Source organism: Marinobacter shunpengi (assembly GCF_045449695.1).
Classification (GTDB): Bacteria; Pseudomonadota; Gammaproteobacteria; order Pseudomonadales; family Oleiphilaceae; genus Marinobacter.
Map to the genome: position 1 here is coordinate 1 of NZ_JBJJKZ010000019.1, position 26,139 is coordinate 26,139.

The 26,139-nt window shown below is 62.3% G+C and carries 26 protein-coding genes; 13 read left to right on the forward strand and 13 right to left on the reverse strand.

The window, feature by feature from the left end:
* Together ACJO2E_RS17285 and ACJO2E_RS17290 are read left to right on the forward strand one after the other, a co-directional pair.
* Positions 1 to 826, forward strand: an 826-nt coding sequence (locus ACJO2E_RS17285) for a methyl-accepting chemotaxis protein (RefSeq protein WP_406965502.1), incomplete at its 5' end; no start/stop codon positions are given.
* A gap of 50 nt (positions 827 to 876) precedes the next feature.
* The gene (locus ACJO2E_RS17290) at positions 877 to 1,335 is read left to right on the forward strand and encodes an ATPase (RefSeq protein WP_406965504.1); all 459 of its coding nucleotides are present in this window, start codon (positions 877 to 879) and stop codon (positions 1,333 to 1,335) included.
* Between the two features lie 42 nt (positions 1,336 to 1,377).
* Here ACJO2E_RS17290 and ACJO2E_RS17295 read toward each other — a convergent pair whose 3' ends face one another.
* The gene (locus ACJO2E_RS17295; protein WP_406965505.1) at positions 1,378 to 2,139 is read right to left on the reverse strand and encodes an SDR family oxidoreductase; all 762 of its coding nucleotides are present in this window, start codon (positions 2,137 to 2,139) and stop codon (positions 1,378 to 1,380) included.
* Between the two features lie 206 nt (positions 2,140 to 2,345).
* Between ACJO2E_RS17295 and yihG the strand changes: the two genes are divergently transcribed.
* Positions 2,346 to 3,248, forward strand: a complete 903-nt coding sequence (yihG, locus tag ACJO2E_RS17300; RefSeq protein WP_406965541.1) for a 1-acylglycerol-3-phosphate O-acyltransferase, YihG family — start codon at positions 2,346 to 2,348, stop codon at positions 3,246 to 3,248.
* Here the strand turns inward: yihG and ACJO2E_RS17305 are convergent.
* The gene (locus ACJO2E_RS17305) at positions 3,229 to 3,972 is read right to left on the reverse strand and encodes a sulfite exporter TauE/SafE family protein (RefSeq protein ID WP_406965506.1); all 744 of its coding nucleotides are present in this window, start codon (positions 3,970 to 3,972) and stop codon (positions 3,229 to 3,231) included. The two genes, yihG and ACJO2E_RS17305, sit on opposite strands and share 20 nt — an antisense overlap.
* Positions 3,973 to 4,223: 251 nt before the next feature.
* On the opposite strand from ACJO2E_RS17305, the gene ACJO2E_RS17310 reads away from it, so the two are divergent.
* Positions 4,224 to 4,574 carry a YchJ family protein gene (locus tag ACJO2E_RS17310; protein WP_406965507.1) on the forward strand — a complete coding sequence of 117 codons (351 nt, stop codon included), beginning with the start codon at positions 4,224 to 4,226 and terminating at the stop codon, positions 4,572 to 4,574.
* A 49-nt stretch (positions 4,575 to 4,623) separates the two neighbouring features.
* On the opposite strand, the gene ACJO2E_RS17315 is transcribed toward ACJO2E_RS17310, so the two are convergent.
* Positions 4,624 to 6,033, reverse strand: coding sequence for an alpha/beta fold hydrolase (locus tag ACJO2E_RS17315; protein WP_406965509.1), 1,410 nt, complete (start codon positions 6,031 to 6,033; stop codon positions 4,624 to 4,626).
* A gap of 196 nt (positions 6,034 to 6,229) precedes the next feature.
* Between ACJO2E_RS17315 and ACJO2E_RS17320 the strand changes: the two genes are divergently transcribed.
* Positions 6,230 to 6,460: a DUF3565 domain-containing protein gene (locus tag ACJO2E_RS17320; RefSeq protein WP_406965510.1), complete on the forward strand. Its 231-nt coding sequence runs from the start codon at positions 6,230 to 6,232 to the stop codon at positions 6,458 to 6,460.
* Here the strand turns inward: ACJO2E_RS17320 and ACJO2E_RS17325 are convergent, their stop codons facing one another.
* Complete coding sequence (locus tag ACJO2E_RS17325) at positions 6,461 to 7,141, reverse strand: type 1 glutamine amidotransferase domain-containing protein (protein ID WP_406965511.1); 681 nt, start codon at positions 7,139 to 7,141, stop codon at positions 6,461 to 6,463. It lies immediately after the preceding gene.
* A gap of 230 nt (positions 7,142 to 7,371) precedes the next feature.
* On the opposite strand from ACJO2E_RS17325, the gene ACJO2E_RS17330 reads away from it, so the two are divergent.
* Entirely contained in the window at positions 7,372 to 7,572 is a 201-nt protein-coding gene (locus tag ACJO2E_RS17330; protein ID WP_406965512.1) for a hypothetical protein, read from the forward strand.
* 5 nt (positions 7,573 to 7,577) lie between these two features.
* Here ACJO2E_RS17330 and ACJO2E_RS17335 read toward each other — a convergent pair whose 3' ends face one another.
* Positions 7,578 to 8,969: a CHAD domain-containing protein gene (locus ACJO2E_RS17335; RefSeq protein ID WP_406965514.1), complete on the reverse strand. Its 1,392-nt coding sequence runs from the start codon at positions 8,967 to 8,969 to the stop codon at positions 7,578 to 7,580.
* A gap of 162 nt (positions 8,970 to 9,131) precedes the next feature.
* On the opposite strand from ACJO2E_RS17335, the gene ACJO2E_RS17340 reads away from it, so the two are divergent.
* Positions 9,132 to 10,205, forward strand: coding sequence for a TRAP transporter substrate-binding protein (locus ACJO2E_RS17340; protein WP_406965515.1), 1,074 nt, complete (start codon positions 9,132 to 9,134; stop codon positions 10,203 to 10,205).
* Between the two features lie 330 nt (positions 10,206 to 10,535).
* Here the strand turns inward: ACJO2E_RS17340 and ACJO2E_RS17345 are convergent, their stop codons facing one another.
* Complete coding sequence (locus tag ACJO2E_RS17345; RefSeq protein WP_406965517.1) at positions 10,536 to 11,108, reverse strand: PEP-CTERM sorting domain-containing protein; 573 nt, start codon at positions 11,106 to 11,108, stop codon at positions 10,536 to 10,538.
* Between the two features lie 349 nt (positions 11,109 to 11,457).
* Here ACJO2E_RS17345 and ACJO2E_RS17350 point away from each other — a divergent pair, with 349 nt between their 5' ends.
* Positions 11,458 to 12,261: an SDR family NAD(P)-dependent oxidoreductase gene (locus ACJO2E_RS17350; protein WP_406965518.1), complete on the forward strand. Its 804-nt coding sequence runs from the start codon at positions 11,458 to 11,460 to the stop codon at positions 12,259 to 12,261.
* 65 nt (positions 12,262 to 12,326) lie between these two features.
* Here ACJO2E_RS17350 and ACJO2E_RS17355 read toward each other — a convergent pair whose 3' ends face one another.
* The 7 genes from ACJO2E_RS17355 to ACJO2E_RS17385 form a co-directional block, all read right to left on the reverse strand.
* On the reverse strand, positions 12,327 to 13,262 hold the full coding sequence (locus ACJO2E_RS17355; RefSeq protein ID WP_406965519.1) for a ketopantoate reductase family protein: 936 nt from the start codon (positions 13,260 to 13,262) through the stop codon (positions 12,327 to 12,329).
* A 47-nt stretch (positions 13,263 to 13,309) separates the two neighbouring features.
* A complete protein-coding gene (locus ACJO2E_RS17360; RefSeq protein WP_406965520.1) occupies positions 13,310 to 14,092 on the reverse strand; it encodes an SDR family NAD(P)-dependent oxidoreductase in 783 nt (260 codons plus the stop codon).
* Between the two features lie 101 nt (positions 14,093 to 14,193).
* Positions 14,194 to 15,411, reverse strand: a complete 1,218-nt coding sequence (locus ACJO2E_RS17365) for an MFS transporter (RefSeq protein WP_406965521.1) — start codon at positions 15,409 to 15,411, stop codon at positions 14,194 to 14,196.
* Positions 15,412 to 15,529: 118 nt separating this feature from the next.
* Complete coding sequence (locus ACJO2E_RS17370) at positions 15,530 to 16,831, reverse strand: TRAP transporter large permease (protein WP_406965522.1); 1,302 nt, start codon at positions 16,829 to 16,831, stop codon at positions 15,530 to 15,532.
* Positions 16,828 to 17,376, reverse strand: coding sequence for a TRAP transporter small permease subunit (locus ACJO2E_RS17375; RefSeq protein ID WP_406965523.1), 549 nt, complete (start codon positions 17,374 to 17,376; stop codon positions 16,828 to 16,830). The genes ACJO2E_RS17370 and ACJO2E_RS17375 overlap by 4 nt, the downstream gene beginning before the upstream one ends.
* Before the next feature lie 177 nt (positions 17,377 to 17,553).
* Positions 17,554 to 18,636 (reverse strand): TRAP transporter substrate-binding protein, encoded by a 1,083-nt coding sequence (locus tag ACJO2E_RS17380; RefSeq protein WP_406965524.1) that lies wholly within the window; start codon positions 18,634 to 18,636, stop codon positions 17,554 to 17,556.
* A gap of 267 nt (positions 18,637 to 18,903) precedes the next feature.
* Positions 18,904 to 20,457: a class I adenylate-forming enzyme family protein gene (locus ACJO2E_RS17385; RefSeq protein WP_406965526.1), complete on the reverse strand. Its 1,554-nt coding sequence runs from the start codon at positions 20,455 to 20,457 to the stop codon at positions 18,904 to 18,906.
* Between the two features lie 287 nt (positions 20,458 to 20,744).
* Here ACJO2E_RS17385 and ACJO2E_RS17390 point away from each other — a divergent pair, with 287 nt between their 5' ends.
* The 5 genes from ACJO2E_RS17390 to ACJO2E_RS17410 are packed head-to-tail and all read left to right on the forward strand — an operon-like array spanning position 20,745 to position 26,121.
* Positions 20,745 to 21,770, forward strand: coding sequence for an ABC transporter permease (locus tag ACJO2E_RS17390; RefSeq protein ID WP_406965527.1), 1,026 nt, complete (start codon positions 20,745 to 20,747; stop codon positions 21,768 to 21,770).
* Positions 21,754 to 22,611, forward strand: a complete 858-nt coding sequence (locus ACJO2E_RS17395; protein ID WP_406965528.1) for an ABC transporter permease — start codon at positions 21,754 to 21,756, stop codon at positions 22,609 to 22,611. The genes ACJO2E_RS17390 and ACJO2E_RS17395 overlap by 17 nt, the downstream gene beginning before the upstream one ends.
* Positions 22,608 to 23,591, forward strand: a complete 984-nt coding sequence (locus tag ACJO2E_RS17400) for an ABC transporter ATP-binding protein (protein ID WP_406965529.1) — start codon at positions 22,608 to 22,610, stop codon at positions 23,589 to 23,591. The genes ACJO2E_RS17395 and ACJO2E_RS17400 overlap by 4 nt, the downstream gene beginning before the upstream one ends.
* Positions 23,588 to 24,637 carry an ABC transporter ATP-binding protein gene (locus ACJO2E_RS17405; protein ID WP_406965531.1) on the forward strand — a complete coding sequence of 350 codons (1,050 nt, stop codon included), beginning with the start codon at positions 23,588 to 23,590 and terminating at the stop codon, positions 24,635 to 24,637. The genes ACJO2E_RS17400 and ACJO2E_RS17405 overlap by 4 nt, the downstream gene beginning before the upstream one ends.
* Positions 24,628 to 26,121, forward strand: a complete 1,494-nt coding sequence (locus ACJO2E_RS17410; protein ID WP_406965532.1) for an ABC transporter substrate-binding protein — start codon at positions 24,628 to 24,630, stop codon at positions 26,119 to 26,121. Before ACJO2E_RS17405 ends, ACJO2E_RS17410 begins: the two co-directional genes overlap by 10 nt.
* Positions 26,122 to 26,139 lie beyond the last annotated feature (18 nt).

Genomic DNA, 26,139 nt, shown 5'->3' on the forward strand with positions numbered 1-26,139 from the left:
CGACACCACCCACCAGGTGGCCTCGGCCGCGGAGGAACTGAGCCGGGTGGCGGAAGAGACCCGCGCCTCGGTGCAGGTCCAGGGTTCAGAGACCGACCAGATCGCCTCCGCCATCAACCAGATGGCCGCCACCATCCACCAGATCTCGAAGAACGCCAACGAGGTGCAGCAGGCCGGGGCGGATGCCGACCGCCTGGCCAAGGATGGCGGCCAGACCATGGCCGGCTCCCAGCAGTCGGTGAACAGCCTGTCCCGGAATATCCTGGAAAGCGCCGAGGCCATCGACGCCCTGGCCTCCCGCAGTGACGAGATCCAGAAGGTGCTGGACGTGATCCACGAAGTCACCGACCAGACCAACCTGCTGGCCCTGAACGCCGCCATCGAGGCCGCCCGGGCCGGCGAGCATGGCCGTGGCTTCGCCGTGGTCGCCGATGAGGTGCGCCAGCTGGCCAAGCGCAGTGGCGAGTCCGCCGGCCAGATCCGCGAGATGATCGATGGCTTTATCCGTGAGTCCCGCAGCGCGGTGGAGCGCATGCGTTCCTCCCAGGGCCTGTCGGAGGAGACTGTGGAGCGTATCAACCACGCCAGTTCGGCCCTGAGCACCATCGAGCAGTCGGTGGAGCACATCCACGATCAGGTGACGCAGATCGCCACGGCCTCCGAGGAGCAGAGCCAGGTGGCCGAGGAGATCAACAAGAACGTGGTGCGCATCGTGGAGGCGGCCCAGAACAGCGACACCGGCGTCACCCAGACCAACGAGGCCAGCCAGGAACTGGCACGACTGGGCGAGCGGCTGCGTGAACTGGTGTCACAGTTCCGGGTCTGAAACGATGTAGGGTAACGGCTATACGTCATTGCAGCGGATAAGGAGGGTCTATGGAAATCAAGACCTATGAAGAACTGATTGACTGGGTGAGGAACATGCACGGGCTGCTGGCCCGGACCCTGACGGAAGGCGCCGATGGCAACAGGAACGAGCAGGCCCGCGCCCTGCTGAACTATCTCGCCGACCACGAAAGGGAGCTGGAGCGGATTACGAAGGAATACGAGCGCCAGGCCGCTCCCAATACCCTGCAAACACGCCTGTATGACTACCTGACGCGCAGTCCGGTGAAGGTACAGGACCCCAGGGACAGCCATTTCGACTCACTCGGGTTCGACGATATCTGCAGGGAGATCTTTACCTTCCACGACCGGATCATCGACATCTACCACAGCCTGGACGAGCAGGCCATCACGCCGGAAACCCACGAACTGGTGGAGTCCCTGCGGCAGATGGAAACCAACGAGGCCATGCGCCTGGCCCGTCAGCTCGCCAGCAGTCAGGATATGTGATCCGACGGCGGGCAGAGGTGCCGACCGTCAGTTCCGGTTGCCTCAGATGGCGGTGTAGCCGCCGTCCAGGGGCAGGGCAACACCGGTGGTAAAGCCCGCGCCTTCGGAGCACAGGTAGAGCACCGCTGCGGCTACCTCGTCAGGCTGGCCGATGCGGCCAATGGGATGCATGGTCTTGTGCAGCTCCTCCTTGCGGGGATCATCCGCCAGCGCCCGACGGAACATCTCGGTGTCGATGATGGCCGGGCAGACGGCATTGATACGTACGCCCCGGCGTCCATACTCCACGGCGGCGGACTTGGTCAGGCCCACCACGGCATGCTTGCTGGCGCTGTAGATACTCATCGACGGGGCAGCACCGAGGCCGGCGACGGAAGCGGTGTTGACGATAACGCCGCCACCGGCTTCGACCATCAGCGGTATCTGGTGGCGCATGCACTGCCACACACCTTTCACGTTTACGTCCATGATGCTGTCGAAGAGCTCTTCTTCGCCGTCGGCGAGTTTGCTGCGTTCGAGCTCGACACCGGCATTGTTGAAGGCGAAATCCAGTCGCCCGAACTGTTCGATGGTCTGCTCCACCAGGGTTTTGACGTCGCCGGACCTGCGGACGTCACAGTGCACAAAGGCAGCCCTGCCGCCGGCCCCGTTGATGGCGGCGGCCACCTTCTCGCCGGCGTCCTGGTTGATGTCGGACAGCATGACGCTGGCGCCCGCCTCTGCGAATGCCCGGGCGGTGGCTTCGCCAATGCCCGCGGCGGCGCCGGTTACCAGGGCCACTTTTCCATCGAACTGCTTGGTCATTCCGTATTCCTCATTGTTATTGGCATTGAGCGGCAATGGTATCCTTTTTCAGGGGGAGGAAGAAGCGGCGTGACCGGCCCCGGGAGTCCCTGCCGGGAGGTTGGTGGAACCGGCCAGGCGGGTGGGTGAAGCGACGACCGGGAAACGTTATGATTCCCGGACAGATAGTCTGAAGTTATCGGAGAAGGCGGTAGAACCCCGTGCTGATTATCCACCTTGCCAGGGCAGTCACCATCTGCCTGATGATCCTGCTGATCACCCTGATCGGCATCGGTCCCATGCTGCTGATGGGTCTGGTCAAGGCGCTGGTGCCCATCCGGCCATTGCAGCGGGCCTGCTCCATCGGCGTCATGTGGATCGCCGAAACCTGGGCGGAAGGGTTGAAGAATATCTTCCGGTTGATGACACCCACGGTCTGGGATATCCGCAACGAGGCGATCCTGGACCGGGAACAGTCCTACCTGGTGGTGAGCAACCACCAGTCCTGGGTCGACATTCCGGCCCTGGTGGAGGTGTTCAACCGGCAGGCGCCCTTTTTCAAGTTCTTCCTCAAGAAGGAGCTGATCTGGGTGCCGCTGGTGGGGCTGGCGTTCTGGGCCCTGGACTATCCCTTCATGAAACGGTACAGCAAGGAACACCTGGAGCGGCACCCGGAAGACCGGGGCAAGGATCTGGAGATCACCCGGCGCGCCTGCGAGAAATTCCATGACCTGCCGGTGACCGTGGTCAATTTCCTGGAAGGCACCCGCTTTACGCCGGATAAACATCGTTACCAGCAATCTCCCTACCGCAACCTGCTCAAGCCCAAGTCCGGCGGCGTTGCCTTCGTGATGGGGGCGCTGGGGGAGCAGATGCGATACCTGCTGGACGTGACCATCGTGTACCCGGACGGGCCGGTGCCGGGGTTCTGGCATCTGCTCAGCGGGCAGGTGTCGCGGGTGGTGGTGGATATCCGCAGCCGTACCGTGCCGCCGGAGCTGTTCCAGGGGGATTACGCCAATGATCCGGCCTTTCGGGATACCTTCCAGGCCTGGGTGCGACACCTCTGGGAGGAAAAGGACGCCCGCATTGATGAACTGAAGGCGGCGTTCAGCCCCCGTTCAGGCTGATCAGTCCCCGGATCAGGGCCGCCAGGCCGGCGATTGCCGCAATGCCGAGGATAATCGGGCGCAGGGCCTCGAAGGGCAGCCGGTTGACAAGCCCGGCCGACAGCCAGAAACCGATGAACACCCCGGGCAGGGTGGCGATGAACAGCCACAGCTCTGGCTTCCCCAGGTAGCCGGAGACCACCAGGGTGATCAGCGAGAACACGCTGGCGAACAGGAAGAAGGCGGACATGTTGGCCCGGACCAGAGGTCCTTCCTCGTTCTGATAGATCATGGCGATGGGCGGTCCCCCGACTGCGGTGATGGTGCCCATGTAGGTGGAGGCGATTCCGGCAATGATGCTGTTGCGGGGATTGAGCCGGGGTTTCAGGCCACCCACACTCAGCGCCACGGCCAGAAGAATCAGGACACCAAAGACCAGTTCGAATCCCCGGGCCGAGATCACCAGCAGGGTGAGGCCCGCCAGTACGGCGCCCGCCATGCCTCCGCCGATGGCGTAGCGGACCTCCCGTATCTGCAGGCTGGTGCGGTTACGCATCAGCATCAGCAGGGTCAGGACAACCGCATTGAGGGTCAACGGGGCGGGGATGAACGCCGGAGAGATCAGGAACAGCAAGGGCGCGGCCAGGGTACCAATACCAAAACCAGCCACGCCCTGCAGGCAGGAGCCGGCCAGGACCACCAGGTTGGCCAGGAGAATATGGACGACGGTGATATCTGCCGGCACGGTAGGGGCCTTGTCTGAGGGCGTGAAAAACTGGTGTAGCAGGGTTTTATAACATACAGCTCGATAGGTAGCTATTGGTGGTGCTGTGATAGATTGCCCCAGGAGTCTGCGCGGTAGAGCGTCGCAAGCTCCTGAAACGTTTGTGGAGATCCGTTATGCCGTCTTGTCCCTGTGGCAGCCAAGAATCCTACGAGGACTGCTGTCAGCCCTTCCATCTGAACCAGAGGTCCGCGCCAGGCCCCGAAGCACTGATGCGCTCCCGCTACAGTGCCTTCGTGCTGGAACTGCCGGACTATCTGCTGACCACCTGGCATGTGGACACCCGACCGGCCACGCTGTCCCTGGAGCAATCGCCGGACTGGACCGGTTTACAGGTACTGTCATCAGGGCAGCAGGGTGATCGGGGGCAGGTGCATTTCCGGGCCATCCATCGGGTGCCGGGCGGGTTCGCCTACCTGGAGGAGGCGTCGGACTTTGTCCGCGAGGAGGGGCGCTGGTACTACCTGCGTGGCGACACCCGGGAAGGGCGGCTGGACCCGGGCCGTAATGACCGCTGCCCCTGCGGCAGCGGGAAGAAGTTCAAGGCCTGTTGCCGGGCGTGAATGTTTTGGTCGGCGGGGCACTCCACATGGAGAGACCCCGCCATCAGCCTTACCACCAGTCGTTGAACTGGACTGAAATCCGGTCGCTGTCCGACGGCCAGTTGGGCACATTGATGATCTGTTCAGCACCTTCGTTGCCATGGGGCACACTGCGCAGGGTAATGGTGCCGTCGGGCTCATCGGTGGCCGGCATGTAGACATCGATGCCGGACTGGAAGGCCTGATCCGGGAACCAGTCCAGCAAGGCCAGGCTGCTGTGGGCCGGGGTGGATTCGTCGTCGTGGATGTGCAGGCCGATATTGCCATTGGTCACGCCCTCGACGATGGCGTTCACCGGGGCCTGGTCCCCCCACTGGGGGCTGGTGGTGGAAATCCACAGCTCGTCCCGCTCGCCGTCCGGGGCGTCGGCAATCCACTCCCGCTGGCGGGTGACCACCAGGGTCGAGTGTTCCGGCCCTGTGTTGGTGTTGGCCAGGATCTGGGAGCCAGTGGCGGAGGCGTTCAGTCTCACGAACCGGGTGTTCCTGGGGAGCGCCTGAAGGTAGAAGTGCATGTCGCTGTGGCCGTCCCGTATCAGGGTCATTTCATAGTGCTGGTCGGGGGACAGCTCTGCCGGGCCCCAGTGCCCGTCGGCACCGATGCTGTAGGTTTCCATCGGTATTTCCGCACTGCGCATGCCGGTGTCCGGATCCACGGGCCAGATTTCCAGGGTGGCGCCGTCGGTGCCGGTGTTGTCCGGGAAGATCACCGCCCGACCGGAGATGGACACCGGACTCTCCTGTTCAACGATCCGGGTGTAGGCGGGTTCCTCCCCGGTCAGGAAGGCGAACTGCAGGGCAAAGGACTCCGCGGAGGTGGCGGTTTCCACGTGTTCCTGATCTTCCAGGTAGGCGTTGTTGTCCCCCAGCGCCCGGCCGTCGTCGGCATCGAAGATGCCCAGGCAGGGCACGTCACCCGGGCAGGTTTCCGCGGTGCGGCCGTCCAGGCCCACGTACTTTGCCACCTTGGTGGCGTATTCCGGCACCATCAGGTAGCCGGTGTAGTTGGGGATGGCCTCGGACAGCGGACCCTCATAGCCAACAAAGGTCCCCATGGAATGGGCTACCAGGTAGACCTGGTCTTCCCCGGTTTCCGCCAACACATTGTCGATAAAGGCATCCAGCTCCGCTGGGTTGTGGGGCGCCACACCGGGGTATTCAAAGGCATGGATGTATTCTTCGGGGTAGCCGTTGGCGGTAAAACGCATCGCCTGGCTCATGTACTGGGCCGCGGAGCCGGCGCCGCCGTGGACAAACACCAGTGGCCGGATCACTTCTTCCGAGAGTTCCGGTAGGGAGGTTCCCGGGTCGGTGTCATCGTCTGAAGAAGAGGAATCGGAGTTGCAGCCCACCAGGGCTATACCAGACAGTAAGGCCGCGAGTACGGGAAGAGACCGAAGGCCTCGCGATTGTATGAACATAGCGCTTCCCTGTTTGTTGTGATTGTTGTTGGTCGGCTGGCCGAGGTACGGAACGGACCAGACTGGGATATCAGTCTAGTGAAGCCCCGGTTCATCGCCAGAGGCCTGGAAAGCCAATTTGCAGGCGGGGCCGGTGAGTGGTGCTTCTGTCGTTATTTCGGGCATATTCTAAAGTGCGAATAAGTGAGGCATGACCATGAAACAGCCCATTACCGGCTACCACCGTGATGATGAAGGCCACTGGGTGGCGCAACTGGCCTGTGGCCATAACCAGCATGTTCGCCATGAGCCGCCCTGGATAAACCGCCCCTGGGTGGTGTCAGCGGAAGGCCGGCGGGGAATGCTCGGATTTGAACTGGACTGCGTGAAGTGCCGGGAGGGCGCCCCGCCGGACGAGCGCCCTCCTCAGAACGGTGAGGAGGTGTGATCAGTCCTGCAGTGCCTGCAGTACCGCCTTGGCGGCCCCTTCCGATGAGGCCGGGTTCTGTCCGGTGATCAGGTTGGCGTCCACCACGATATGGGGGGACCAGTCATCCCCCTTGCTGTAGTCACCGCCGTTCTCAAGGAGCATGTCTTCCACCAGGAAGGGAACTACGTCGGTCAGCCCGGCGGCTTCCTCCTCGCTGTTGCTGAACCCGGTCACCTTGCGGCCACGCACGAAATAGTCGCCGTTGGGGGATTCCGGTCGACGCAACACGGCGGGGGCATGGCATACGGCGCCGATCACCTTGCCTTCCCGGTTGGCTTCCTCCAGCAGTCTGATGGAATCGGTATCCTCGGCCAGGTCCCATAGCGGGCCATGGCCGCCGGGGTAGAACACCGCATCGAAGTCATGGGCGTTCACGTCGCTGAGTTTTTTGGTGCTCGCGAGGGCTTGCCGTGCCCGGTCATCCTGGCTGAAGCGGCGGGTGCTGTCGGTGAGGGCATCCTCTGCCTCGCTGTTAGGGTCAACGGGTGGCTGTCCGCCCTTGGGAGAGGCCAGGGTGATATCCGCCCCCGCATCCTGGAACACATAGTAGGGCGAGGTGAACTCTTCCAGCCAGAAGCCCGTCTTGTGACCGGTATCGCCCATCTGGCCGTGGGATGTAAGAACCATCAGAATTTTCATGGGTGTGTCTCCCTTCTCAGTTCGGGAAATGACTATTGGGTTGGCGGGAACCCGGGGCGTATGTTGCTGCCTGATTTCCTACGTTGGTGCGCATTCCGGCGTTTACAACCCGGAAGCGTTTCTTGTGCGTAGATACCCTTATTACTGAACTGAGGCCTGGTTCCGGTTGATAGCTGTCTTCAGCCACGACGTGTCGGTATGCTGTGTCGGCCTGAAAGGAGTTGGATCTTATGAAGCACAAGGCAAGAGAGTGCGTGTGGGCACCTGGCATGCAGGACACCGATGTCACCTACGCAGGGGAACATACCTGGGAGGAGATTAACCGGGCCAGGAAGGAAATGGACCGCCAGCAGGGCCCCGGGGCTCCCACAGGGCTGTTCATTATCCTGGGGCTGGGAGCGGTCATGATCGGCGCCTGGCTGGTGCTGTAACGGCGTCAGTCGTCGGATTGGCCCTGATCGTCGATCCGGGGCGCGCGCGCCAGGATGGCCTCACGGGCGGCCTGCCGCTCCCGGTCGATCTGATCGGCCAGTTCCGTCATCACCGGAGGCAGCCGCCGGTCCATCCGGCTATCGGCCAGTTCCGCCAGTAGCCAGAGCTGCTGGTGACGGTCCTGGAATTCCCCGTACAGGGCCTGTTGTTCCTTCAGTTCCCTCAGCAGTGGGCGGTAGTATCCCTTGTCCAGTTCGGCCAGGTAGCGGAGCCGTTTGAGGGCCTTGCGCACCTCATGGAAGTCCTCGTCCGGTGCATCCGTAGACAGGGCGCGGAACAGCCCGAGGCACAGCATCCCCCGTTCCCGGACGGTGTCATGGATGGCGTCCGGCGTGGTTTCCCCCACAGCCCGGTCCAGCACCTTTCCGGTGATCGTCTGTTCCCATTGCGTCAGTTCCCGGTGCCATTTTTTCCGTTCCAGTTCCCCCGACAGCGACTGCCGCTCCTGTTCCCGCCAGTGCCGGTAGAAGTCCGTGGCACCGGAGGACCGTAATGAACGTTGCAGGCGCGGGTTGTCTGAAGCCTGTTGGTCGAGGTAATGCAGGAAAACATCCAGATCCCGCAGCTGGCTGGTTCGCCTGGCCATGCGCTTGAGTGGCTTGAGGCCCTTGCGGAGTGCGCTTTCTCCGGAAATGGTCTCGACGGCTTCGGTCACCGCCCGGCTGCGCCTGAGGTTGACCCGGAACTGGTGCAGGAACTCCGGGTCGATGCCCTGGATCACGCCGGGCTGGAGGGCTCTGATGGTGTCCAGTTGATGGCGCAGTGACACTGGCACCTGTTTGTGCAGACTGTTGCCGGTCTCCGGAGTATCGGGTGCCTTGCGGCGATAGAGCCGGTAGCTGGCCTGGGCCGGTGGCAGGTAGCGCACCAGTGTTCCTTTCCCCTTGCCCAGTTGGCGCCAGTGGTCCAGGGGCAGCCGCAGGTGGAGCACGGCGCCGGTGACCATGTCTGGTACCTCGCCATCGGTCAGCATATCAGCCAGGTCCGTCAGGGCGGGATTGTGGCCGATCAGGGTCACGGAGGAGGCGTCGCTTCGCAGGCTCCTGAGCCACTTGAACAGGTGCTTGGCGCGGAACGTGTACAGGGTGGGCTCGAATCGTATTCCGGAAACCAGATCCTGTTCCGGCAAGTGCTCCAGCAGTCCTTCGATGGTCTGTCGGGCGCGGCAGGCGTGGCTCACATATACCGGATCGCCCAGGGCGCCGAGTTCCAGTAATGGACCGGCCATGGCCGCCACCTGACGTTTGCCCCGCTTGTTGAGGGGGCGGTCGATATCGTGCAGGGAATCGTCGGTCCAACTGGATTTTGCGTGTCTGATCAGAAAGAGGTTCTTCATCGACAACATCCCTCTGTGCATCGGGTGGCCCGGGAAGCTATGATATCGGCTTCGTGCCGACACCATGCCACGACATTGGTCGGCCACTGGATCAAGCCAGGAAGTTCGTGGGCCTGACCCTATCGGCTTCCAACAATAAAACCAAAGCAGGAAGTAATCACCATGACATTACGCTCAATGCTGAAGACAACGACGCTGCTGCTGTCGCTGTCCCTTGCCGGGACCACCGCCATTGCCGAGGAAACCTATACCCTGAGGCTGGCCGAAACCTGGGGCCCCAACTATCCGATCCTGGGGGACACCAACCGCAGCCTGAAGGCCATGGTTGAGAAGATGTCCGAGGGCCGGCTGCAGATCCGCATCGATTCCTCCAACAAGCACAAGGCGCCCTTCGGTATCTTCGACATGGTAAAGGCCGGTCAGTACGACATGGGCCATACCGCGTCCTACTACTACAAGGGCAAGATTCCCAACAGCATGTTCTTCACTACCGTACCATTCGGCATGACCGCGCCGGAACAGTACGCCTGGTTCTACTACGGTGAGGGTTTCGACCTGGCCCAGAAGGTCTATGGCGAGCACAACATGCTGTCATTCCCCGGTGGTAACACCGGTGTGCAGATGGGCGGCTGGTTCCGTGAGGAAATCAACTCCCTGGAGGACCTGCAGGGCCTGAAGATGCGCACCCCTGGTTTTGCCGGCGAGGTAATGGCGGATATCGGCGTGGCCGTCACCAACATCCCGCCGGGTGAGCTCTACACCGCCCTTGAGCGTGGCACCATCGACGCCCTGGAGTGGGTCGGGCCGGCCCTGGACCTGCCCATGGGCTTCCACCAGATCGCCGAGTACTACTATGGCGGCTGGCAGGAGCCGTCCGCGGAACTGCAATGGCTGATCAACAAGGACACCTGGAACGAACTGCCGGAAGACCTGCAGGAAGTGCTCCGCGTGGCCATGCGAACCGCCGCCTACGACATGTACATCCAGACCATGCACGAAAGCGGCAAGGCCTGGAGCAGCATCCAGGAAGAGTACCCGGACGTGAAGTTCCGCACCTTCCCGGATGAGGTCATGGAAGCACTGCGGGCGTCCACCAAGAAACTGCTGGCCGAGATGGCCGAGGAAGATCCGCTGACCCGCGAGATCATCGAATCCCAGCGTGATTACATGGAGCAGATCCGTCCCTGGACCAACATCTCCGACCGGGCTTACCTGAACAACTCCGACGTGGAGTAAGTCTCACTGTCCATTGGGATCTGGTCAGATGATCAGGCTCCCTGAAACAACAAACCCCGCCTTGAGCGGGGTTTGTTGTTTATGCAGGAGGCGAATACCACAAAGCTGTTTTCTGGCTGGCATGAATGAGGACAGTCACCTCCGGTCCAGGTGAATCGCATGTAAATAAAATTGACAGTGGTGTCGACGGCCAGAGTATTACAGCGCCAGTACGCCTGGCATGAGGGAGTAGCCCGTTATGGGCAGCGAGGAGGAGTTAAAGCAGGAACCACGAGTCCAGAAACAGACACCCCCGCCGGAGCGGAGATGTCTGGACAGTGTTGCAGAGCGTCACTTGGCTGCGGTTTTGCGTCGGGCAAAACCAAGCCCCAGCAGCCCCAGGCCCAGCAGGCCGAGAGTGGCGGGTTCCGGAACCGGAACATCGACAATACGGATAAAGCCGGCGGCGAAGGAGAAATCGTTGACCTCCTTACCGGTAGGGTTTAGCCAGAAGTTGTTGAATCCGCCTTCGATACCAAGAGTCACGTCTTCGAACAGGTAACTCATGTAGCTGTTGCTGCCCTGCTTGACACCCAATACCCAGTCAACGGTACTGCCGACATAGGCATCGGGTACGAACAGTTGGTAAAGAAATTCGAATTCATCATCGGAACCTGAGACCTGCAGATCGAAGCCCGCAATGTCTCCGGCTTCAGCATCCTTTCCGACATAGGTGAACGGATCAGTGACACCCCAGATACTGTTGGTCAGGTTTGTAATGTCGGTCGGGTCCGCGATGTTGCTGTCACTGTAATAGTGACAGGCATCGGCGTAAGAGCCATTGGCACTGGCGCTATGAGTGTCGTTGACGCCGCCATTGATGCAGGCAATCGGGTCTGCCTGTACGGCCAGGGAGGCTGCCATCAGAAGGCTCCCGGCTATCAGCGCTGTTGGTTTACTGCTGTGTGTTTTCATTTCTCGCTCCTGGCGGTGTACGGGACACCGGGTAGAGAGTGCTGCGCCACCTTGGCGCAGCCGATCCACACACTCCTAAGCATGGTTGATGCCAAAACAACAATGTATTGATTTAAAACAATTTGTAAGTGTCAGTACATTTCTGGTGTGTAAATAATATCGACGCTTATCGGGGCGGCTCTTATGATGTGACTTCCTCGTTTTCCCGCCCTGTGAAGCATGCCGACAAGGCCGTGAACTTTTTCCGGTCTGTGGTCCCGGGTTATGCTCCACCAACAATCACAACAGGAGCGAAGTCATGTCAGATCGTCTTGCAGGAAAAGTGGCGGTGATTACCGGCGGCACCAGTGGCATTGGTGAAGCCACGGCCCGTCGTTTCGTGGAGGAGGGTGCCACGGTGATCATTGCCGGTCGCAGTGTCGACAAGGGTGAGAAACTGGCGGCGGACCTGGGGCCGAACGCCGTCTTCCAGAAGGCGGACGTCATGGACGAGGCCGATATCGCCGCCCTGGTGGACGGAGCGGTGGAACGGTTCGGTCGCCTGGACTGCCTGTTCAACAACGCCGGTGCCGGCGACCGCACCACTCTGGATTCGGTCACCGAGGAGGATTTCGGCCATATCATGCGCCTGCTCACCGGCAGTGTGGTGTTCGGCATCAAGCATGCCGCACGGGTAATGCGGGGCCAGGGCTCCGGCTGCATTATCAACAACTCCAGCATTGCGGGTCATCGTCTGGGGCAGGGTGGTTATCTCTACTCCGGTGCCAAGGCGGCGGTCAGTCATCTGACACGGCTGGCCGGCGTGGAGCTTGGCGCTGATGGTATTCGGGTGAACGCCATTTCCCCCGGGGCTGTGGCTACCCCTATCTTCTGGGGAGGCTCCGAGCGGGCCAATACACTCAGCGATCTGGAAAACGAGGCCAAGATGGCCAAGCTGGAGAAAAACCTGGCGAAAGCGACGCCATTACCGCGGGCGGGTTTGGCGGTGGACATCGCCAACGCGGCGGTGTTCCTGGCCAGCGATGAGGGCTCGTTCATCAACAGCCACGACCTGGTAGTGGATGGCGGTCGTATCTCCATGTTCAACGAGAAGTCCGGCTGACCGGAACCGGCCCAACCAGAAAGGGGGCGCCCTGGCGCCCCCTTTCTATCGGGATTGGGGCTGGTTCAGTCCCTGCCTTCCAGCACCGCCCGCATTTTCAGAGTCACCAGCACGGTATTCAGGTGCGGCACCGGTATACCGTGGCGTTGTGCGATAGCCACCACGTTGCCCAGTACCGCCTCCCGCTCGATGGGCCGGCCGTTGAGGTAGTCCAGGGCCATGCTGTTCTTGTAGGGGGGCATCTTGCGGGTGCCGGTGATGTTCTGTTCGATCACCTTGTCGTCCATGGGGTAACCCTCGGCGGCGGCCACGTCCATGACCTCCCGGATCATGGCGCGGATCAGGTCCTCGCCGCCCTCGGTGTCCAGGATGGTTTTGGTGTCGGCGCCGTTGGCGATGACGGACAGCGGGTTGAACGGCGTGTTCCACAGGCACTTGCGCCAGCGCTCGCCCACCACCTGCTCGGTCAGGTCGATGTTGATGCCACCGTCGATAAAGAGCTGGGACAGCTCCCGGCAGTTGTCATCGATGCCTTCCGGGTAGCGGCCCATGACCAGCTTGCCGTAGGCCTTGTGCTCCACCACGCCCGGCTCGGTGCGGCTGGCGGCGATAAAGGCCAGGCAGCTGACGATGGGGTTGTCCGGGTAGGCGTCGGCCAGTTCCCGTTCGATATCCAGGCCGTTCTCGATCAGCACCAGTCGGGTGTTGCTGCCCATCCAGGGTTTTACCAGGGCAGCGCGATCCACGCCGGGCAGGACTTTCACGCACAGGATCAGGTAGTCCGGCTCTTCCACCGGCGTGTCGCCGTCCCGGTAAACGTGATCCGGCTGGTAGGACAGGTCACCCAGGGGGCTGGAAATACGGATGCCATTGGCTTTCACCGCATCGTACTCGGAGCGTAGTACCGTGCTGACGCTGCATCCCGCCTTCTTCAGGATGGCGCCGTAGAAGCTGCCGATGGCGCCGGCGCCGACGATCAGGATGCTGGGTTTGTTGCTCATGTCTGGAATGTCTCCTTGATTCGTCAATAAACGTGATCAGAGGTGTCTTAACGACGGACCGGGGCCATGCCCAGATGGGCGCCGCCGTCGATCAGGATGGTTTCGCCGGTGGTCAGGTCACCACCGATTATCAGGCCCAGGCATACGTCCGCGACGGTTTCCGGGGACGCGGCGTCATGCAGGGGGGCGGCACCCTTGGTCTTTGCCAGCAGCGCATCGTACTTGTCTTCGCCCAGGCCCTTCTTCAGCCATTCCCCCTGGACAAAGCCGGGGCAGACCGCGTTGACCCGGACCTCCGGCCCCATGATCCGCGCCAGGGACCGGGTCATGGTGACCAGTGCGCCCTTTGAGGCGGCATAGGCAATGGAGCTGCCGATGCCCGCCAGGCCGGCGATGGACGCCATGTTAATGATATGGCCGGAACCATTGGCCCGCAGGGCCTTCTCCGCGGCACGGGTCATCTGATAGGGGCCCACGGTGTTGACAGCGTACAGGTCCAGAAAGTCCTGCTTGTCGAGGCCGTCGAGGTTGGCGTGGTCGCAGAATTTGGTGGTGCCGGCGTTGTTCACCAGGATATCGAGGCGACCGAACTGTTCCAGGGTGGCGTCCACCAGGGTCCGGCAGTCGGCGTCTTCTGCCACGTTGGCCCGAACTACCAGGGTCCTGACGCCAAACTTCTCGCAGTCGTCGGCCACGGCCCGGGCGCCGTCTTCGTTGTTGCTGTAGTTGATCACCACATGGCAGCCATGCTCGGCAAACAGGCGAGCAATGGCAGCACCTATCCCGGAGGAGGAGCCAGTGACGATAGCAACGGAATCTTTGAGTTTCATGGAGTGGCCCTTCTTGTGGTTGTTGATTGGAAAGGGGAACGAGCCTCATCCTTGATTGGCGAATTCGGTATCTTCTCTCGTTCTGCGGAACACATCAATCATTATTGGCCCCTGGCGGGGGTGAGCGGGTCGTCATGCCGTAGCCAGGTAACCCCAAGCATAGCCATTACCACGGCCAGCGACAGGCACAGTACGGCAGCCGCCAGGTAGACATCCCGCAGTGACCCCAGCAGCACGGCAACAGGGGCAACCACCAGGGGGGACAGGAACTGCCCCAGGAAGATGGCTGACGACGAGCCCCCGAACACGCGCCCCCGGTAGGCCGTCGGCGTGATGCGCATCAGCCAGACATTGGTATTGGGCAGGAAGATACCGAATCCCAGACCTGCCAGGCTGACACCCACCAGCGTAAGGGCATAACTGTGAGCGTAGCCCACGATGCTAAACCCGATGGCTACCAGTACGAAGCCGATCACGTAGAGGGTGCTTACGGAGAGCCAGGGCTTGAGGCGACCATAGGTGAACGACACCACAGCCGCGGCCATAGGGGTGGTGGACAGTGCCAGCCCGATGGCGGTGCCGCTGACCTCGTGGCGCTCTGTCAGCAGGAACGGCAGTTGCGCTGGCACCATGTAAAACATGGCCATGCTGATCAGGCCCAGGCTGTAGGCCAGGATGACCCGGCCCCAGGGGAACGGCTCCGGGGAAAGCGGTGCTCCGGATTCGTTGCCTGTATCGGTTGGCGCAGATGGTTCATAGAGCACGGCCCGGGCATAGGGCAGCAGGAGCAGTCCGGCGATGTAGACCAGGAAAGGACCGCGCCAGCTCCAGTCCGCCAGGGCGCCTCCCAGGTTGAGGAACACCACCCCGCCCAGGGCCATGAAACTGCCCTGCAGGCCCAGGAACCGGGCCCGTTCGGTGGCATTGAAATAGTCGCCAATCAGCGTCGTACTGATGCTGATGATGCCCGCCACGGCGATGCCGAGAATGGCCCGGGACAGGATCAGCACATCCACCCGGTCAATCAGGAACCCGGACAGTCCCGCGACCCCGTAAACCAGCAGGGCCACAAGAAGCAGGTTGCGGCGGCCGAAACGGTCCGCCAGGTAACCCATGGCCGGACTGAACAGGGTGATCATCAACGCCGGTATGGTCAGCACCAGTTGCACCGCCACCTCGGCATCACCGCCGAAGTGACGGTTCATGCCGGGCAGGGAGGGCGCAATGATGGCGCCGGCCAGCACAGTCATGGTGCTGGCCAGTAACAGCACGGCCTTGATGTGGATGGGGCGGGAAATGGCAGGGCTCCTTGGGCGCAAATCAAATAAGAAAGCTACATGATTTGGCGGAGCCTGCCCAGTGGTTCCGATCCTTCGGCGGGGAGCCGAACAAAAAAGGCCTGCGGATGCAGGCCTTCGTTCATGGCAATGGCAGGGATCAGTAACCGGAGGTGGCGGACAGTCCGAACCATTCCGGCATCACCAGCAGGGTAATTACTACCGCGATCTGGATCAGGATGAACGGAATCACCCCCCGGTAGATCTGGGTGGTCTGCACACCCGGTGGCGCAACCCCCTTGAGGTAGAACAGACTGAACCCGAAGGGTGGGGTCAGGAAGCTGGTCTGCAGGTTCATGGCGATCAGGATCGCGAACCACAGCATGTTGATGCCCAGCAGTTCGGCAATCGGCGCCAGTATCGGCACCACGATGAAGGAGATCTCCACGAAGTCGATGAAGAAGCCCAGGAACAGGATGATCAGCATCGACAGGATCAGGAAGCCCCACTTCTCGCCGGGCAGTGCCAGCATCCATTCCTCCAGCAGGTAGTCGCCGCCGGTGTAGCTGAACACCATGGAGAAAGCGGTGGCGCCCACCAGGATAGCGAATACCATGGCGGTCACCTTGACGGTATCCCTCGCGGAATCCCAGATCACCTGCCACGAGAACTGGCGGTAGATCAGCGCCAGTACCACCGAGCCCACGCCACCGAGGGCGGACGATTCTGTCGGGGTGGCAATGCCGGTGAAGATGGAGCCCAACACCACCACGATCAGGGTCAGGGGAGGAATGATGGCCAGTAGCGCCCGGCGTATTTCCTGGGCGCGGGACTGACTGTCGTCTCTCGGCATGGCCGGGGCGATCTCCGGCTTGAGGAAGGCCATGATCAGGATGTAGGCCACATACAGGCCGATCAGTATCAGGCCAGGGACCACTGCCGCCTTGAACAGGTCGCCCACCGGCAGACCAATCACGTCACCCAGGATGATCAGGATGATGGAAGGCGGGATGATCTGACCGAGGGTGCCGGAAGCACAGATGGTGCCAGTGGCCAGTTCGGTCCTGTAGCCGTGGTGCAGCATGACCGGCAGGGAGATCAGGCCCATGGCCACCACGCTCGCCCCCACCACGCCGGTGGAAGCTGCCAGCAGGGCGCCCACCAGTATGGTGGAAATCGCCAGGCCGCCACGGACGCCACCAAACAGCTTGCCCATGGACTCCAGCAGTTGTTCCGCCAGCTTGGTGCGCTGTAGCACCAGCCCCATGAAGATGAACAATGGCACCGCCATGAGCGTGGTGTTCTCCATGATGCTCATGATGCGGAACGGCATGAAGGCGAACAGTTGCGGGCCTTCGGCGATCAGCCCGAATATCAGCGCCACGCCGCCGAAGGTGAAGGCCACGGGGAAGCCCCACAACAGCATCAGCAGACAGACCCCGAACATCACAATACCGATCATGCGAGGCCCCCCGCACTGTGCTCAACGTTCTCGTAGTGGGCGTCCCGTTTCAGGACACGGATTGCGTAGGTCACCATGTTGATACCGGCAATGGCTGTAAAGAAGGAGGAGAAGGAAATCAGGCTCTTGATGATCCAGCGGTAGGGCAGGCCACCGGGGTCGCCGCTGCTTTCGCCCAGGTTGTAGGATTCGACGGCGAAATCGATCCCCAGCCAGGCGATGAAGAAGGCGAAGGGGATGACCAGCACCAGTGCCCCCACCAGGTTGACCCAGGCCTTGAAGGTCTCACTCCACTTCGCATAGAACACGTCAACCCGGACATGGCCGTCCGTGCGCAGGGCATAGGGTATGCCCATCAGGAACACCACCGAATACAGGTGCCATTCCATCTCCTGCATACCAATGGAAACGTCGTTGAACACATAACGTGCCACTACGTCGTAGAACACGTTCAGCGTCAGCAGGATAAAAGCCACGCTGGCAATCCAGCCACACAGATAGCAAATGCGTCCCAGCCCGTTATCGATGAATCTGAGCCATCCCATGATGAGTCCTCGTACTACGGAAACAATCCCGCCCGGTCGGGCCTTGACGTATGGGGCAGGCCTGTGAAAAAAGCGCCGGTAGTGTAATCGAAAGCGGTGTCTTTTTCACAAACATGCCCTGCAAAAAACAGCGCCGAAGCCCTGGGGCTCCGGCGCTGGTGACTGCATGGCCGTGATTTACTCCACCTCGGCCATGTTGTTGAGGTAGGCCCGATCGGCGATGTCGATATAGGCACGGGCATCTTCCAGGTACTTCTCCTGGGATTCGATAATGCGCGCGGCCAGCTCGTCGCCCTCGGCGGCTTCCGCCAGCAGTTTCTCGTTGGCGTCCACCATGGCCTTGAAGACATCGTCCGGGAAGTTCTTGACCTGGATGTTGGGGTGCTCTTCCTTGATGGAGGCCCAGGCCTTGGCGTTCTCGTGGACAGACTGGATCATCATGTCGTAGGCGGCGGTGCGCATGGAGATCCGCAGGATCTGTTGCAGGTCCGCCGGCAGTTCGTCCCAGGTGTCCTGGTTGACCAGGAACTGCAACTCGGTGGCGGGCTCATGCCAGCCGGTGTAGTAGTAGTCGGCAATCTGCTGGAAGCCCAGGCGCAGGTCCAGGGCCGGGCCAACCCACTCCACCGCGTCGATGGTGCCACGCTCCAGGGCGGTGTAGAGCTCGCCCGGGGGGATGTTGGTCGGGTTCACACCCACTTCCGCGAATACCTCGCCCGCAAAGCCCGGAATCCGCATCTTCAGGCCTTCCAGGTCCTCCAGTGAGTTGATCTCTTCGCGGAACCAGCCGCCCATCTGGATGCCGGTGTTGCCGCCGGGGAAGGACAGCATGTTGTGAGGCTCGTAGACCTCCTGCATCAGATCCATGCCGTCGCCGTAGTAGAACCAGGCGTACTGTTCCTGGGCGGTCATGCCGAAGGGCATGCTGGTGAAGAACAGGGTGTTGGGGACCTTGCCCTTCCAGTAATAGGAAGCGGAGTGGCCCATGTCGTACTGGCCGGCCTTGACCATATCAAACACACCGAACGGAGCCTTGTGCTTGTTGGCGGAGTCGATGCGGATGCGCAGGCGGCCGTCGGACATTTCCTCGGCCATCTTGGCCATGTTCTTGGTGGCTTCACCGAAGATCGGGAAGTTGGGGCCCCAGGTTTCCGCCAGGCGGAGGGTGAATGTCTCCTGGGCATAGGCCAGGGGGGATGCAATCAGCGCGGAGAGGGCTGCCGCGGTCGCGGCGCGCCTGAAGAATGAACGACGTTTCATGGTGCGCGTTCCTCTGTTTGTTGTTGTTTACGATGTCATGATTGTCGCCCCGGGCGCAGTGTCCCGAGAGCTGGCAAGCTTACCCGGTAAACCTAGCACGGATCGGAGGACCGGTGAACTAATTCAGGATGCTACCTAGACTATCGTCGTAGACGTGTCGGGAGCGGCGACCGCCACCCCTTTCATAAGGTTCGGCGCTTGAGGGGGGCTGTTGTCGATGGTTGGGCAGTGCCCCTGCCAGCCTGGCGGCAGGGGCATCCTTGAGAACTACTCGATCTCCACGGCTTCGGCAACCTGCTCCCGCAGGGATTTCTTGAGGATCTTGCCGACGCCGTTGCGGGGCATGGCGTCCATGAAAATCACCCGGCGCGGGGTCTTGTACTTGGCGAGGCGCTCCTGGCAGAACGCCAGCAGCTCTTCCTCACTGATGTCCGAGTCGGCATTGCGCACCACCACGGCGATCACTTCCTCGCCCATGCGTTCGGACGGCACACCCACAACCGCCACCTCGGCCACCGCCGGGTGCCGGGATATCAGCTCTTCCAGGTCGCGGGGGTAGATGTTGAAGCCGCCCCGGAGGATCAGGTCCTTCTTGCGGTCGACGATGTAGAGGTAACCGTCCTCGTCCATCTTCGCCACGTCGCCGGTATGCAGCCAGCCGTCGTGGATGGCGGCGTCGGTGGCTTCCTGGTTGTTGTAGTAGCCGGGGGTGACGTTCTCGCCCCGGACCAGCAGTTCGCCCACTTCCCCGGTTGGCAGCGGGTTGCCGGATTCGTCGGCGATGCGCAGTTCCACCCCGGGCATGGCCCGGCCCACGGAGCCCGGCTTGATGGTCTCGCCACGACGATGTACTGACACCGCCGGAGCGGCCTCGGACAGACCATAGCCTTCGTAGATCTCGGCGTTGAAGCGTTTGCGGAAGGCTTCGATCAGCGATACCGGCAGGGGGGCCGACCCGGACCCCAGGGACTCCAGTGAGGACATGTCGTACTCGTCCACCTCCGGTGCGGTGGTGAGGGCGTAGATCATGGCCGGCACGGCGCTGAAGCGCTCGACCCGGTATTTCTGCACCGCTTCGCACACCTCGCGCACGTCGAACTTGGGCAGGATCACCATGCTGCCGCCACGCAGGAACAGGGTGTTGGCCATGGTGAAACCGTAGATATGGGCCAGCGGCAATACGCCGATGGTGGTGCCAGGCTGGTCACCGGCTTCCTCTGCCAGGCGCACCGCCGCTGCGGCGTTGCTGTAGAGGTTGCGGTGGGTCAGCATCACCCCCTTGGGCTGGCCGGTGGTGCCGGAGGTGTACAGGATCACGGCAATATCGTCCTGCCTGATCTTCGGTTTGCGGATATCGGGATCCGCCGCAGCCATCAGCGAGCACAGGCTCTGGCAGGGAATGCCGGCGTTGGCACTGGGCTGGTTCTGGGCGATGCCCGCCACCACCAGTTTGGGTGGTGTTTCCATGCCGGAGGTGGCCTGCTCCATGACCGGAACCAGGGCCTCGCTGGTGATGATGGCGCTGGCCCCGGAGGCCTGCAGGATGAATCCGATCTCACGGGGGTGGAGTACGAACATCACCGGCAGCACGATGGCTTCCGCCCGCATGACGCCCTGGTAGGCGATGAACACCTCGGGACAGTTGGGCATGCACACCACTACCCGGTCACCGGGCGCCACGCCCAGGTCCCGGAGGCCATTGGCCAGACGATTGGCGCTGTCCTGGAGTTCGAGATTGGTGATTTCCCGTTGCCCGGCGTAGAGCATGGGGTACTCGCCAAAGCGTTCGAGGCTCTGTTCTGGCAGATCGGTCAGGATCATTGTTGTTTTTTCCCTGGTTGATAAGGCTGTCTTTGTGGGGAGCCGTCAGGCGGTCCCCGAATCGTCAAGAGTTTACCGGATTGTCCCTGGTCATTTATGCGGTCTGTTTTGAAACCTTACAATAAAATTTTGCGCCGGCGTAACCCTTGTGCTAATTCTTTTTTGTGTTATCGACGTTTTTTGTCGACCTTAAAGTGAATCGTTTCAATATGGCTGACCCTGTCAGCCGCGAGACTTCCGGGACAACAACAATAAGCGGTCGGTAACCGGCCGCAAAGGGAAACCCTATGCAGGGCAAGACGGCGTCTGCTCTTCCTCCCCAGGCCGCAGCCGGGCACGGTGTGCCGGTCATGCCACCGATCGCCAGGCGTTTTGTCCGCCGGCTCATGCACCTGCTGGCGGTGCTGGTGATCGTCAGTGTCGCCACCTTCCTGATGCTGGAACTGCTGCCCGGCAACCTGGCTGATTCCTTCCTCCATGAAAACGCCTCCGAGGCGGAAGTGGCCGCCATTGAACGGGATCTGGGGCTCGACAAGCCCCTGGTGGAACGATTCCTGGGCTGGGCGGGCAGCGCCCTGCTGGGAGACCTGGGAGAATCGCCAGTCAGCGGGGAACCGATCAGTGCGGCCATCGCCGAACGGTTACCGGTAACGCTGCAACTGTTGCTCTATGCCCAGTTGCTGTCCCTGGCCATCGCACTGCCACTGGGCATCCTGGCCGGCTACCGGGAGGGCAGCACGCTGGACCGGGTCATCTCCGGCGGAGCCCTGGGTTCCCTGGCCATGCCGCATTTCGTGTGGGGCATCCTGCTGATCCTGTTCCTGAGCATCTGGCTGGACTGGCTGCCGGCCACCGGCTACGTGCCCTTTATGGAATCCCCCCGGGGTAACCTGATGTCCCTGTTCCTGCCCGCCCTGACCCTGGCCATGGTGGAGGCGCCTGTCTACCTGCGGCTGCTGCGCTCCGATGTGGCCAGCACCCTGCGGGAGGATTACATCGTGGTGGCCCGGGCCAAGGGGCTCAGTGACCGGCAGATCCTGCTGCGCCATGCCCTGCGGCCGTCCTCGTTCACCCTCATCACCCTGATGGGGATCAATATTGGCAACCTCATCGGAGGGGCGGTGATTGTGGAGAGCCTGTTTGCCTTGCCCGGCGTTGGTCGATTTCTTGTGGAGGGAGTGATCCGCCGGGACTTTTTTACCGTGCAAGGCGTGGTTCTGGTCATCGCCGTGGCCTTCGTACTGGTCAACCTGCTGGTGGACCTGGCCTACAACCTGCTCGACCCGAGGCTCAGTCATGACAGCACTCAGTGAAACAGCCGCCAGGGTTCCGGCCCTTCCGCGTCTGGACTGGCGCCTGGCACTGCCCGCCGGCTGGCTGGTGCTGGTGTTCACCGCGGCCCTGACCGTGGACTGGCTACCGGTACCCACCCCCACCGACATGGACTTCATGGCGGTGGAGACCCTGCCGTCGGCGGACCACTGGCTGGGCACAGATCAGGATGGCCGCGATATCTTCAGCCGGGTGGCCCATGGCGCCCGGGTCTCCCTGGTGGTGGGGTTCCTGGCGCCGCTGGTGGGGCTGTTCTTCGGTACTCTTCTGGGCCTGCTGTCCGCCTGGTACGGGGGCATTGCCCGTACCTCCATCCTGGTGGCCCTGGACGCCATCCTGGCATTCCCGGGGCTGGTGCTGGCCATGGCGGTGACCGCCATTCTGGGAGCGTCGGTGGGCAGCGTCTCCCTGGCCCTCGGCGTGCTCACGATTCCGTCGTTTGCCCGTATCAGCCGGGCGCGGGCACTGTCGCTGATCCAGCGGGAGTTCGTGCTGGCGGCAAAAACCGCCGGTGCCGGTGATACCTGGATCCTGCTGCGGGAAGTGCTGCCCAACATGGTGATGACCCTGGTCACCTACACCCTGACCATTGTCTCGGTAATGATCGTCATCGAGGGAGCCCTGAGTTTCCTCGGTGTCGGCGTGCCGCCGCCCGCGCCCAGTTGGGGCGGCATGATTTCGGAAGGGCGCAGTGCCCTGGAGCGGGCGCCCTATATCAGCCTGATTCCCGCGGCTGCCATGTTTTTCACCGTACTCAGCCTGAATGTCCTCGGGGATCGCCTGCGCCGCCGGGCGGAAGCCCGGGAAGGAGGGTTGTCATGAATGCCGCCGTACCATTGCTGGCCATTGAACACCTGAGCCTGGCCTTTCCCACACCGGCGGGAGAGGTCCTGGCCCTGGACGATATCTGCCTGGATCTGCACCGGGGGCGCACCCTGGGGCTGGTGGGGGAATCCGGCTCCGGCAAGTCGGTACTGTCCCGGGCGATCCTGCGGCTGCTGCCGCCGTCGGCGCAATGGTCGCCGGACGGCCACGTACGTTTCCATGGCGAGGACCTGCTGGGGCTGGGCCGCAAGGGCATGCAGCAGATCCGCGGCCGCCGCATTGCCATGATCTTCCAGGACCCCATGACCGCCCTCAATCCGGTGCGGACCCTGGGCGCCCAGTTGATGGAGGGCATGAGCCTTCACCTGGGCATCGGCCGCCGGGAGGCGAAGCAGCGGGCCCTGGATCTGCTGAAACAGGTGGGCATACCGTCACCCGCCAGCCGTATGAACCAGTATCCCCATGAGCTCTCCGGCGGTATGCGCCAGCGGGTGGTGATCGCCATGGCCATCGCCTGCGAGCCGGACCTGCTGATCGCTGACGAGCCCACCACTGCCCTGGATGTCACCGTGCAGGCGGAAATCCTCGACCTGCTGAAGGAACTGCAGGCCCAGCGCCAGATGGCCATGCTGCTGATTACGCACGATCTGGGCGTGGCCGCCGGCTACTGCGACGATGTCGCGGTGATGTACGCCGGCCAGCTGGTGGAGATGGCTGACACCGGGTCGCTGTTCCGGCATCCGCGTATGCCCTATACCCAGGCGCTGATGGACTCCATTCCCCGCATGGAGGACGAGCCCCACAGCACCCTTACCAGCATTCCCGGTCGGCCTACCGCACGGATGTCGGGGCAGGCCGGCTGCCCGTTTGCCGGCCGTTGCAGCCGGCGCCGTAGCGAATGCCTCAGCGAAACACCGCCGCTCACCGGTTCCCGGGAGGGCTTCTTCCGCTGCCACAACCCGTTGGAGGCCCCATGACCGTGTCATCGCCGGTGCTGGATGTGCGTCACTTGTGTGTCGACTATCGCCTGTCCGGCCGTCGCACCCTGCGGGCGGTGGACGATGTCAGCCTGCGGGTGAACGACGGCGAGACCCTGGCGCTGGTGGGGGAATCCGGCTGTGGCAAGAGCACCATCGCCCGGGCGGTGATGCAATTGAACCCCACCACCGAAGGCACCATCGAGCTGGAGGGCGTGGACCTGGCCGGCCTGGGCCGGTCCCAACTCAAGGCCCTGCGCCACCGGTTCCAGATGATCTTCCAGGACCCGATCTCGTCCCTCAATCCCCGCCGCCGGGTCCGCGCGATCCTGGAGGCGCCCCTGAAGATTGCCGGGATGAAGGATGCCGACGAGAGGCGTCGCCGCATCGAAAACATCCTGGAACTGACCGGCATGGACCCGGCGGTGCTGGACCGCTATCCCCATGAATTCTCCGGCGGCCAGTGCCAGCGGTTGTCCATTGCCCGGGCGCTGGTGCTGGAGCCGAAACTGCTGGTGTGCGACGAACCCGTGTCGGCGCTGGACGTGTCGGTGCGGGCCCAGGTGCTGAACCTGCTCAACGACCTGCAGCGCAAGCTGGGCCTGAGCATGCTGTTTATTTCCCACGACCTGGCGGTGGTCCGCAACGTAGCGGACCGGGTGGCGGTGATGTACCTGGGGCGGATCTGCGAATCCGGTCCCGCCCGTGAGGTGCTGGAGCGTCCGGCCCACCCCTATACCCGCAGCCTGCTCAGCGCCGTGCCGGTTCCCGATCCGTCCCGCCGCCCCGGGCGCATCGCCCTGGTGGAAGCGGAGTCCGCCTCCCATCTGGCGGTGCCCACCGGTTGCCGGTTTGCGCCCCGTTGCCCCCAGGCTCAGGCCATCTGCCATGAACAGCCGCCGGAACTGACCGATGCCGGCCAGGGGCGGGGGGTGGCCTGCCATTTCCCGGTGAACGGTGAGGATGGCAGGGCAACCAGGGATACCGCTGGCGGTCAGGGCTCCAACGATCACAGGAACAACAGGGAGAATCAGTTATGTCCATGAAAGTCTTCACCGGGGGTGTCCTGGCCATGGCGTTGTGCGGGCTCTGGGGCCAGGCCCAGGCGGCCGGCACCCTGACCATGGGGCTGGAGAGCGATCCCATCGGTTTCAACGCCACCAAGGCCCGACTGTTCAACCAGACCACGTCCAATGTGGCCCTGGCGGTGATGGAAGGCCTGTTCGCCTATGACCGGGAGGGCAACATCGTGCCCCGGCTGGGGCTGGAGCTGACCGAGGCGGAGGACCGCATGAGCGCTACCGTGACCCTTCGCGAGGGGGTGACCTTCCATGACGGCACGCCGTTCAACGCGGATGCGGTGGTGGCCCACTACGACTGGATTACCTCGCCGGGCAGCGGTATCAACACGGCGATGATCGAGCCCATCGACTATGTGGAGAAAGTGGATGAGTACACCGTGCGTTTCGTGCTCAACCAGCCCTGGGTGGCCCTGAAATCCGCCCTGGCCATCGACCATATGTTCAACTTTATCGGCTCACCCACGGCGGTGAAGGAAGATCCGGACGGCTTCCACCGACATCCGGTGGGTACCGGCCCGTTCGAGTTCGAGGAATGGCGCTCCGGGGAACGGCTGGTGGTTACCCGTAACGAAGACTACTGGGACAGCGACCTGCCACACCTCGACCAGGTGGTTTTCCGGGTTCTGCCGGACAACGATACCCGCAACCAGAGCCTGAGGGCCGGGGAGGTGGATGTCACGCCGGTACCCACCCCGGCGCAGGTGGTGGCAGCCCGTGATGACGACAGCCTTGTGGTGCATGGCCATGAAAGTTCCGGGGCCCTGTCCTGGAACTTCCATAACCGCAAGGCGCCGTTCAAGGATCCGGAAGTGCGTCGTGCGGTGATCCAGGCAGTCAACCCGGAGGCGCTGATCAAGGTGTTCTACCAGGGCACCACGGTGCCCACCTCGGGGTTGTTCAATGCGGACTCCCCCTGGCACTGCGAGGACCTGGACTGGCCGTCCTATAACCCGGAACAGGTCAGCAAGGTGCTGGAGGAGAAAGGCCCGATCCAGTTCGAACACATCAGCGCCAACACCCCGGCGGGGCGCCGGTTGGGGGGTATCTTCCAGCATTTCTTCAAGGAGGCCGGTTTCGATACCAACCTGGAGTTGCTGGATCAGGGCCAGAACATCCGTGCCGGGCTGTTCGGTAACTACCAGATGAACATCTGGAGATTCGTGGATTTCGGTGGCGACCCGGACCTGAATCTCACCAGCTACCTGACCAGCACCGTCACACGCCATGACGTGGAGGCCTACAAACCCCTGTTGGAGGAAGCCCGGGCCGAGACCGACATGGATAAGCGCAGGCAGCTCTACTGCGAGATTTCCCGGAAGTTTGCGGAGGATGCCATCTTCATGATGCCCGTGCAGTCCACCTACTATGTGCTGGCATCACCAAAGGTGAAGGATGTGGCGCCGCTGCGGAACAACCTGGTTCAGCTCCGGGATATCCGTATCGAATAAGCTCCAGGGCAGGGCGTC

Coding starts and splice junctions, on each gene's coding strand:
- ACJO2E_RS17290 (WP_406965504.1), top strand. CDS start 877: ATGGAAATCAAGACCTATGAAGAACTGATTGACTGGGTGAGGAACATG.
- ACJO2E_RS17295 (WP_406965505.1), bottom strand. CDS start 2,139: ATGACCAAGCAGTTCGATGGAAAAGTGGCCCTGGTAACCGGCGCCGCC.
- ACJO2E_RS17310 (WP_406965507.1), top strand. CDS start 4,224: ATGCGCTCCCGCTACAGTGCCTTCGTGCTGGAACTGCCGGACTATCTG.
- ACJO2E_RS17315 (WP_406965509.1), bottom strand. CDS start 6,033: ATGTTCATACAATCGCGAGGCCTTCGGTCTCTTCCCGTACTCGCGGCC.
- ACJO2E_RS17320 (WP_406965510.1), top strand. CDS start 6,230: ATGAAACAGCCCATTACCGGCTACCACCGTGATGATGAAGGCCACTGG.
- ACJO2E_RS17325 (WP_406965511.1), bottom strand. CDS start 7,141: ATGAAAATTCTGATGGTTCTTACATCCCACGGCCAGATGGGCGATACC.
- ACJO2E_RS17330 (WP_406965512.1), top strand. CDS start 7,372: ATGAAGCACAAGGCAAGAGAGTGCGTGTGGGCACCTGGCATGCAGGAC.
- ACJO2E_RS17335 (WP_406965514.1), bottom strand. CDS start 8,969: ATGAAGAACCTCTTTCTGATCAGACACGCAAAATCCAGTTGGACCGAC.
- ACJO2E_RS17340 (WP_406965515.1), top strand. CDS start 9,132: ATGACATTACGCTCAATGCTGAAGACAACGACGCTGCTGCTGTCGCTG.
- ACJO2E_RS17345 (WP_406965517.1), bottom strand. CDS start 11,108: ATGGCAGCCTCCCTGGCCGTACAGGCAGACCCGATTGCCTGCATCAAT.
- ACJO2E_RS17350 (WP_406965518.1), top strand. CDS start 11,458: ATGTCAGATCGTCTTGCAGGAAAAGTGGCGGTGATTACCGGCGGCACC.
- ACJO2E_RS17355 (WP_406965519.1), bottom strand. CDS start 13,262: ATGAGCAACAAACCCAGCATCCTGATCGTCGGCGCCGGCGCCATCGGC.
- ACJO2E_RS17360 (WP_406965520.1), bottom strand. CDS start 14,092: ATGAAACTCAAAGATTCCGTTGCTATCGTCACTGGCTCCTCCTCCGGG.
- ACJO2E_RS17370 (WP_406965522.1), bottom strand. CDS start 16,831: ATGATCGGTATTGTGATGTTCGGGGTCTGTCTGCTGATGCTGTTGTGG.
- ACJO2E_RS17375 (WP_406965523.1), bottom strand. CDS start 17,376: ATGGGATGGCTCAGATTCATCGATAACGGGCTGGGACGCATTTGCTAT.
- ACJO2E_RS17380 (WP_406965524.1), bottom strand. CDS start 18,636: ATGAAACGTCGTTCATTCTTCAGGCGCGCCGCGACCGCGGCAGCCCTC.
- ACJO2E_RS17385 (WP_406965526.1), bottom strand. CDS start 20,457: ATGATCCTGACCGATCTGCCAGAACAGAGCCTCGAACGCTTTGGCGAG.
- ACJO2E_RS17390 (WP_406965527.1), top strand. CDS start 20,745: ATGCAGGGCAAGACGGCGTCTGCTCTTCCTCCCCAGGCCGCAGCCGGG.
- ACJO2E_RS17395 (WP_406965528.1), top strand. CDS start 21,754: ATGACAGCACTCAGTGAAACAGCCGCCAGGGTTCCGGCCCTTCCGCGT.
- ACJO2E_RS17400 (WP_406965529.1), top strand. CDS start 22,608: ATGAATGCCGCCGTACCATTGCTGGCCATTGAACACCTGAGCCTGGCC.
- ACJO2E_RS17405 (WP_406965531.1), top strand. CDS start 23,588: ATGACCGTGTCATCGCCGGTGCTGGATGTGCGTCACTTGTGTGTCGAC.
- ACJO2E_RS17410 (WP_406965532.1), top strand. CDS start 24,628: ATGTCCATGAAAGTCTTCACCGGGGGTGTCCTGGCCATGGCGTTGTGC.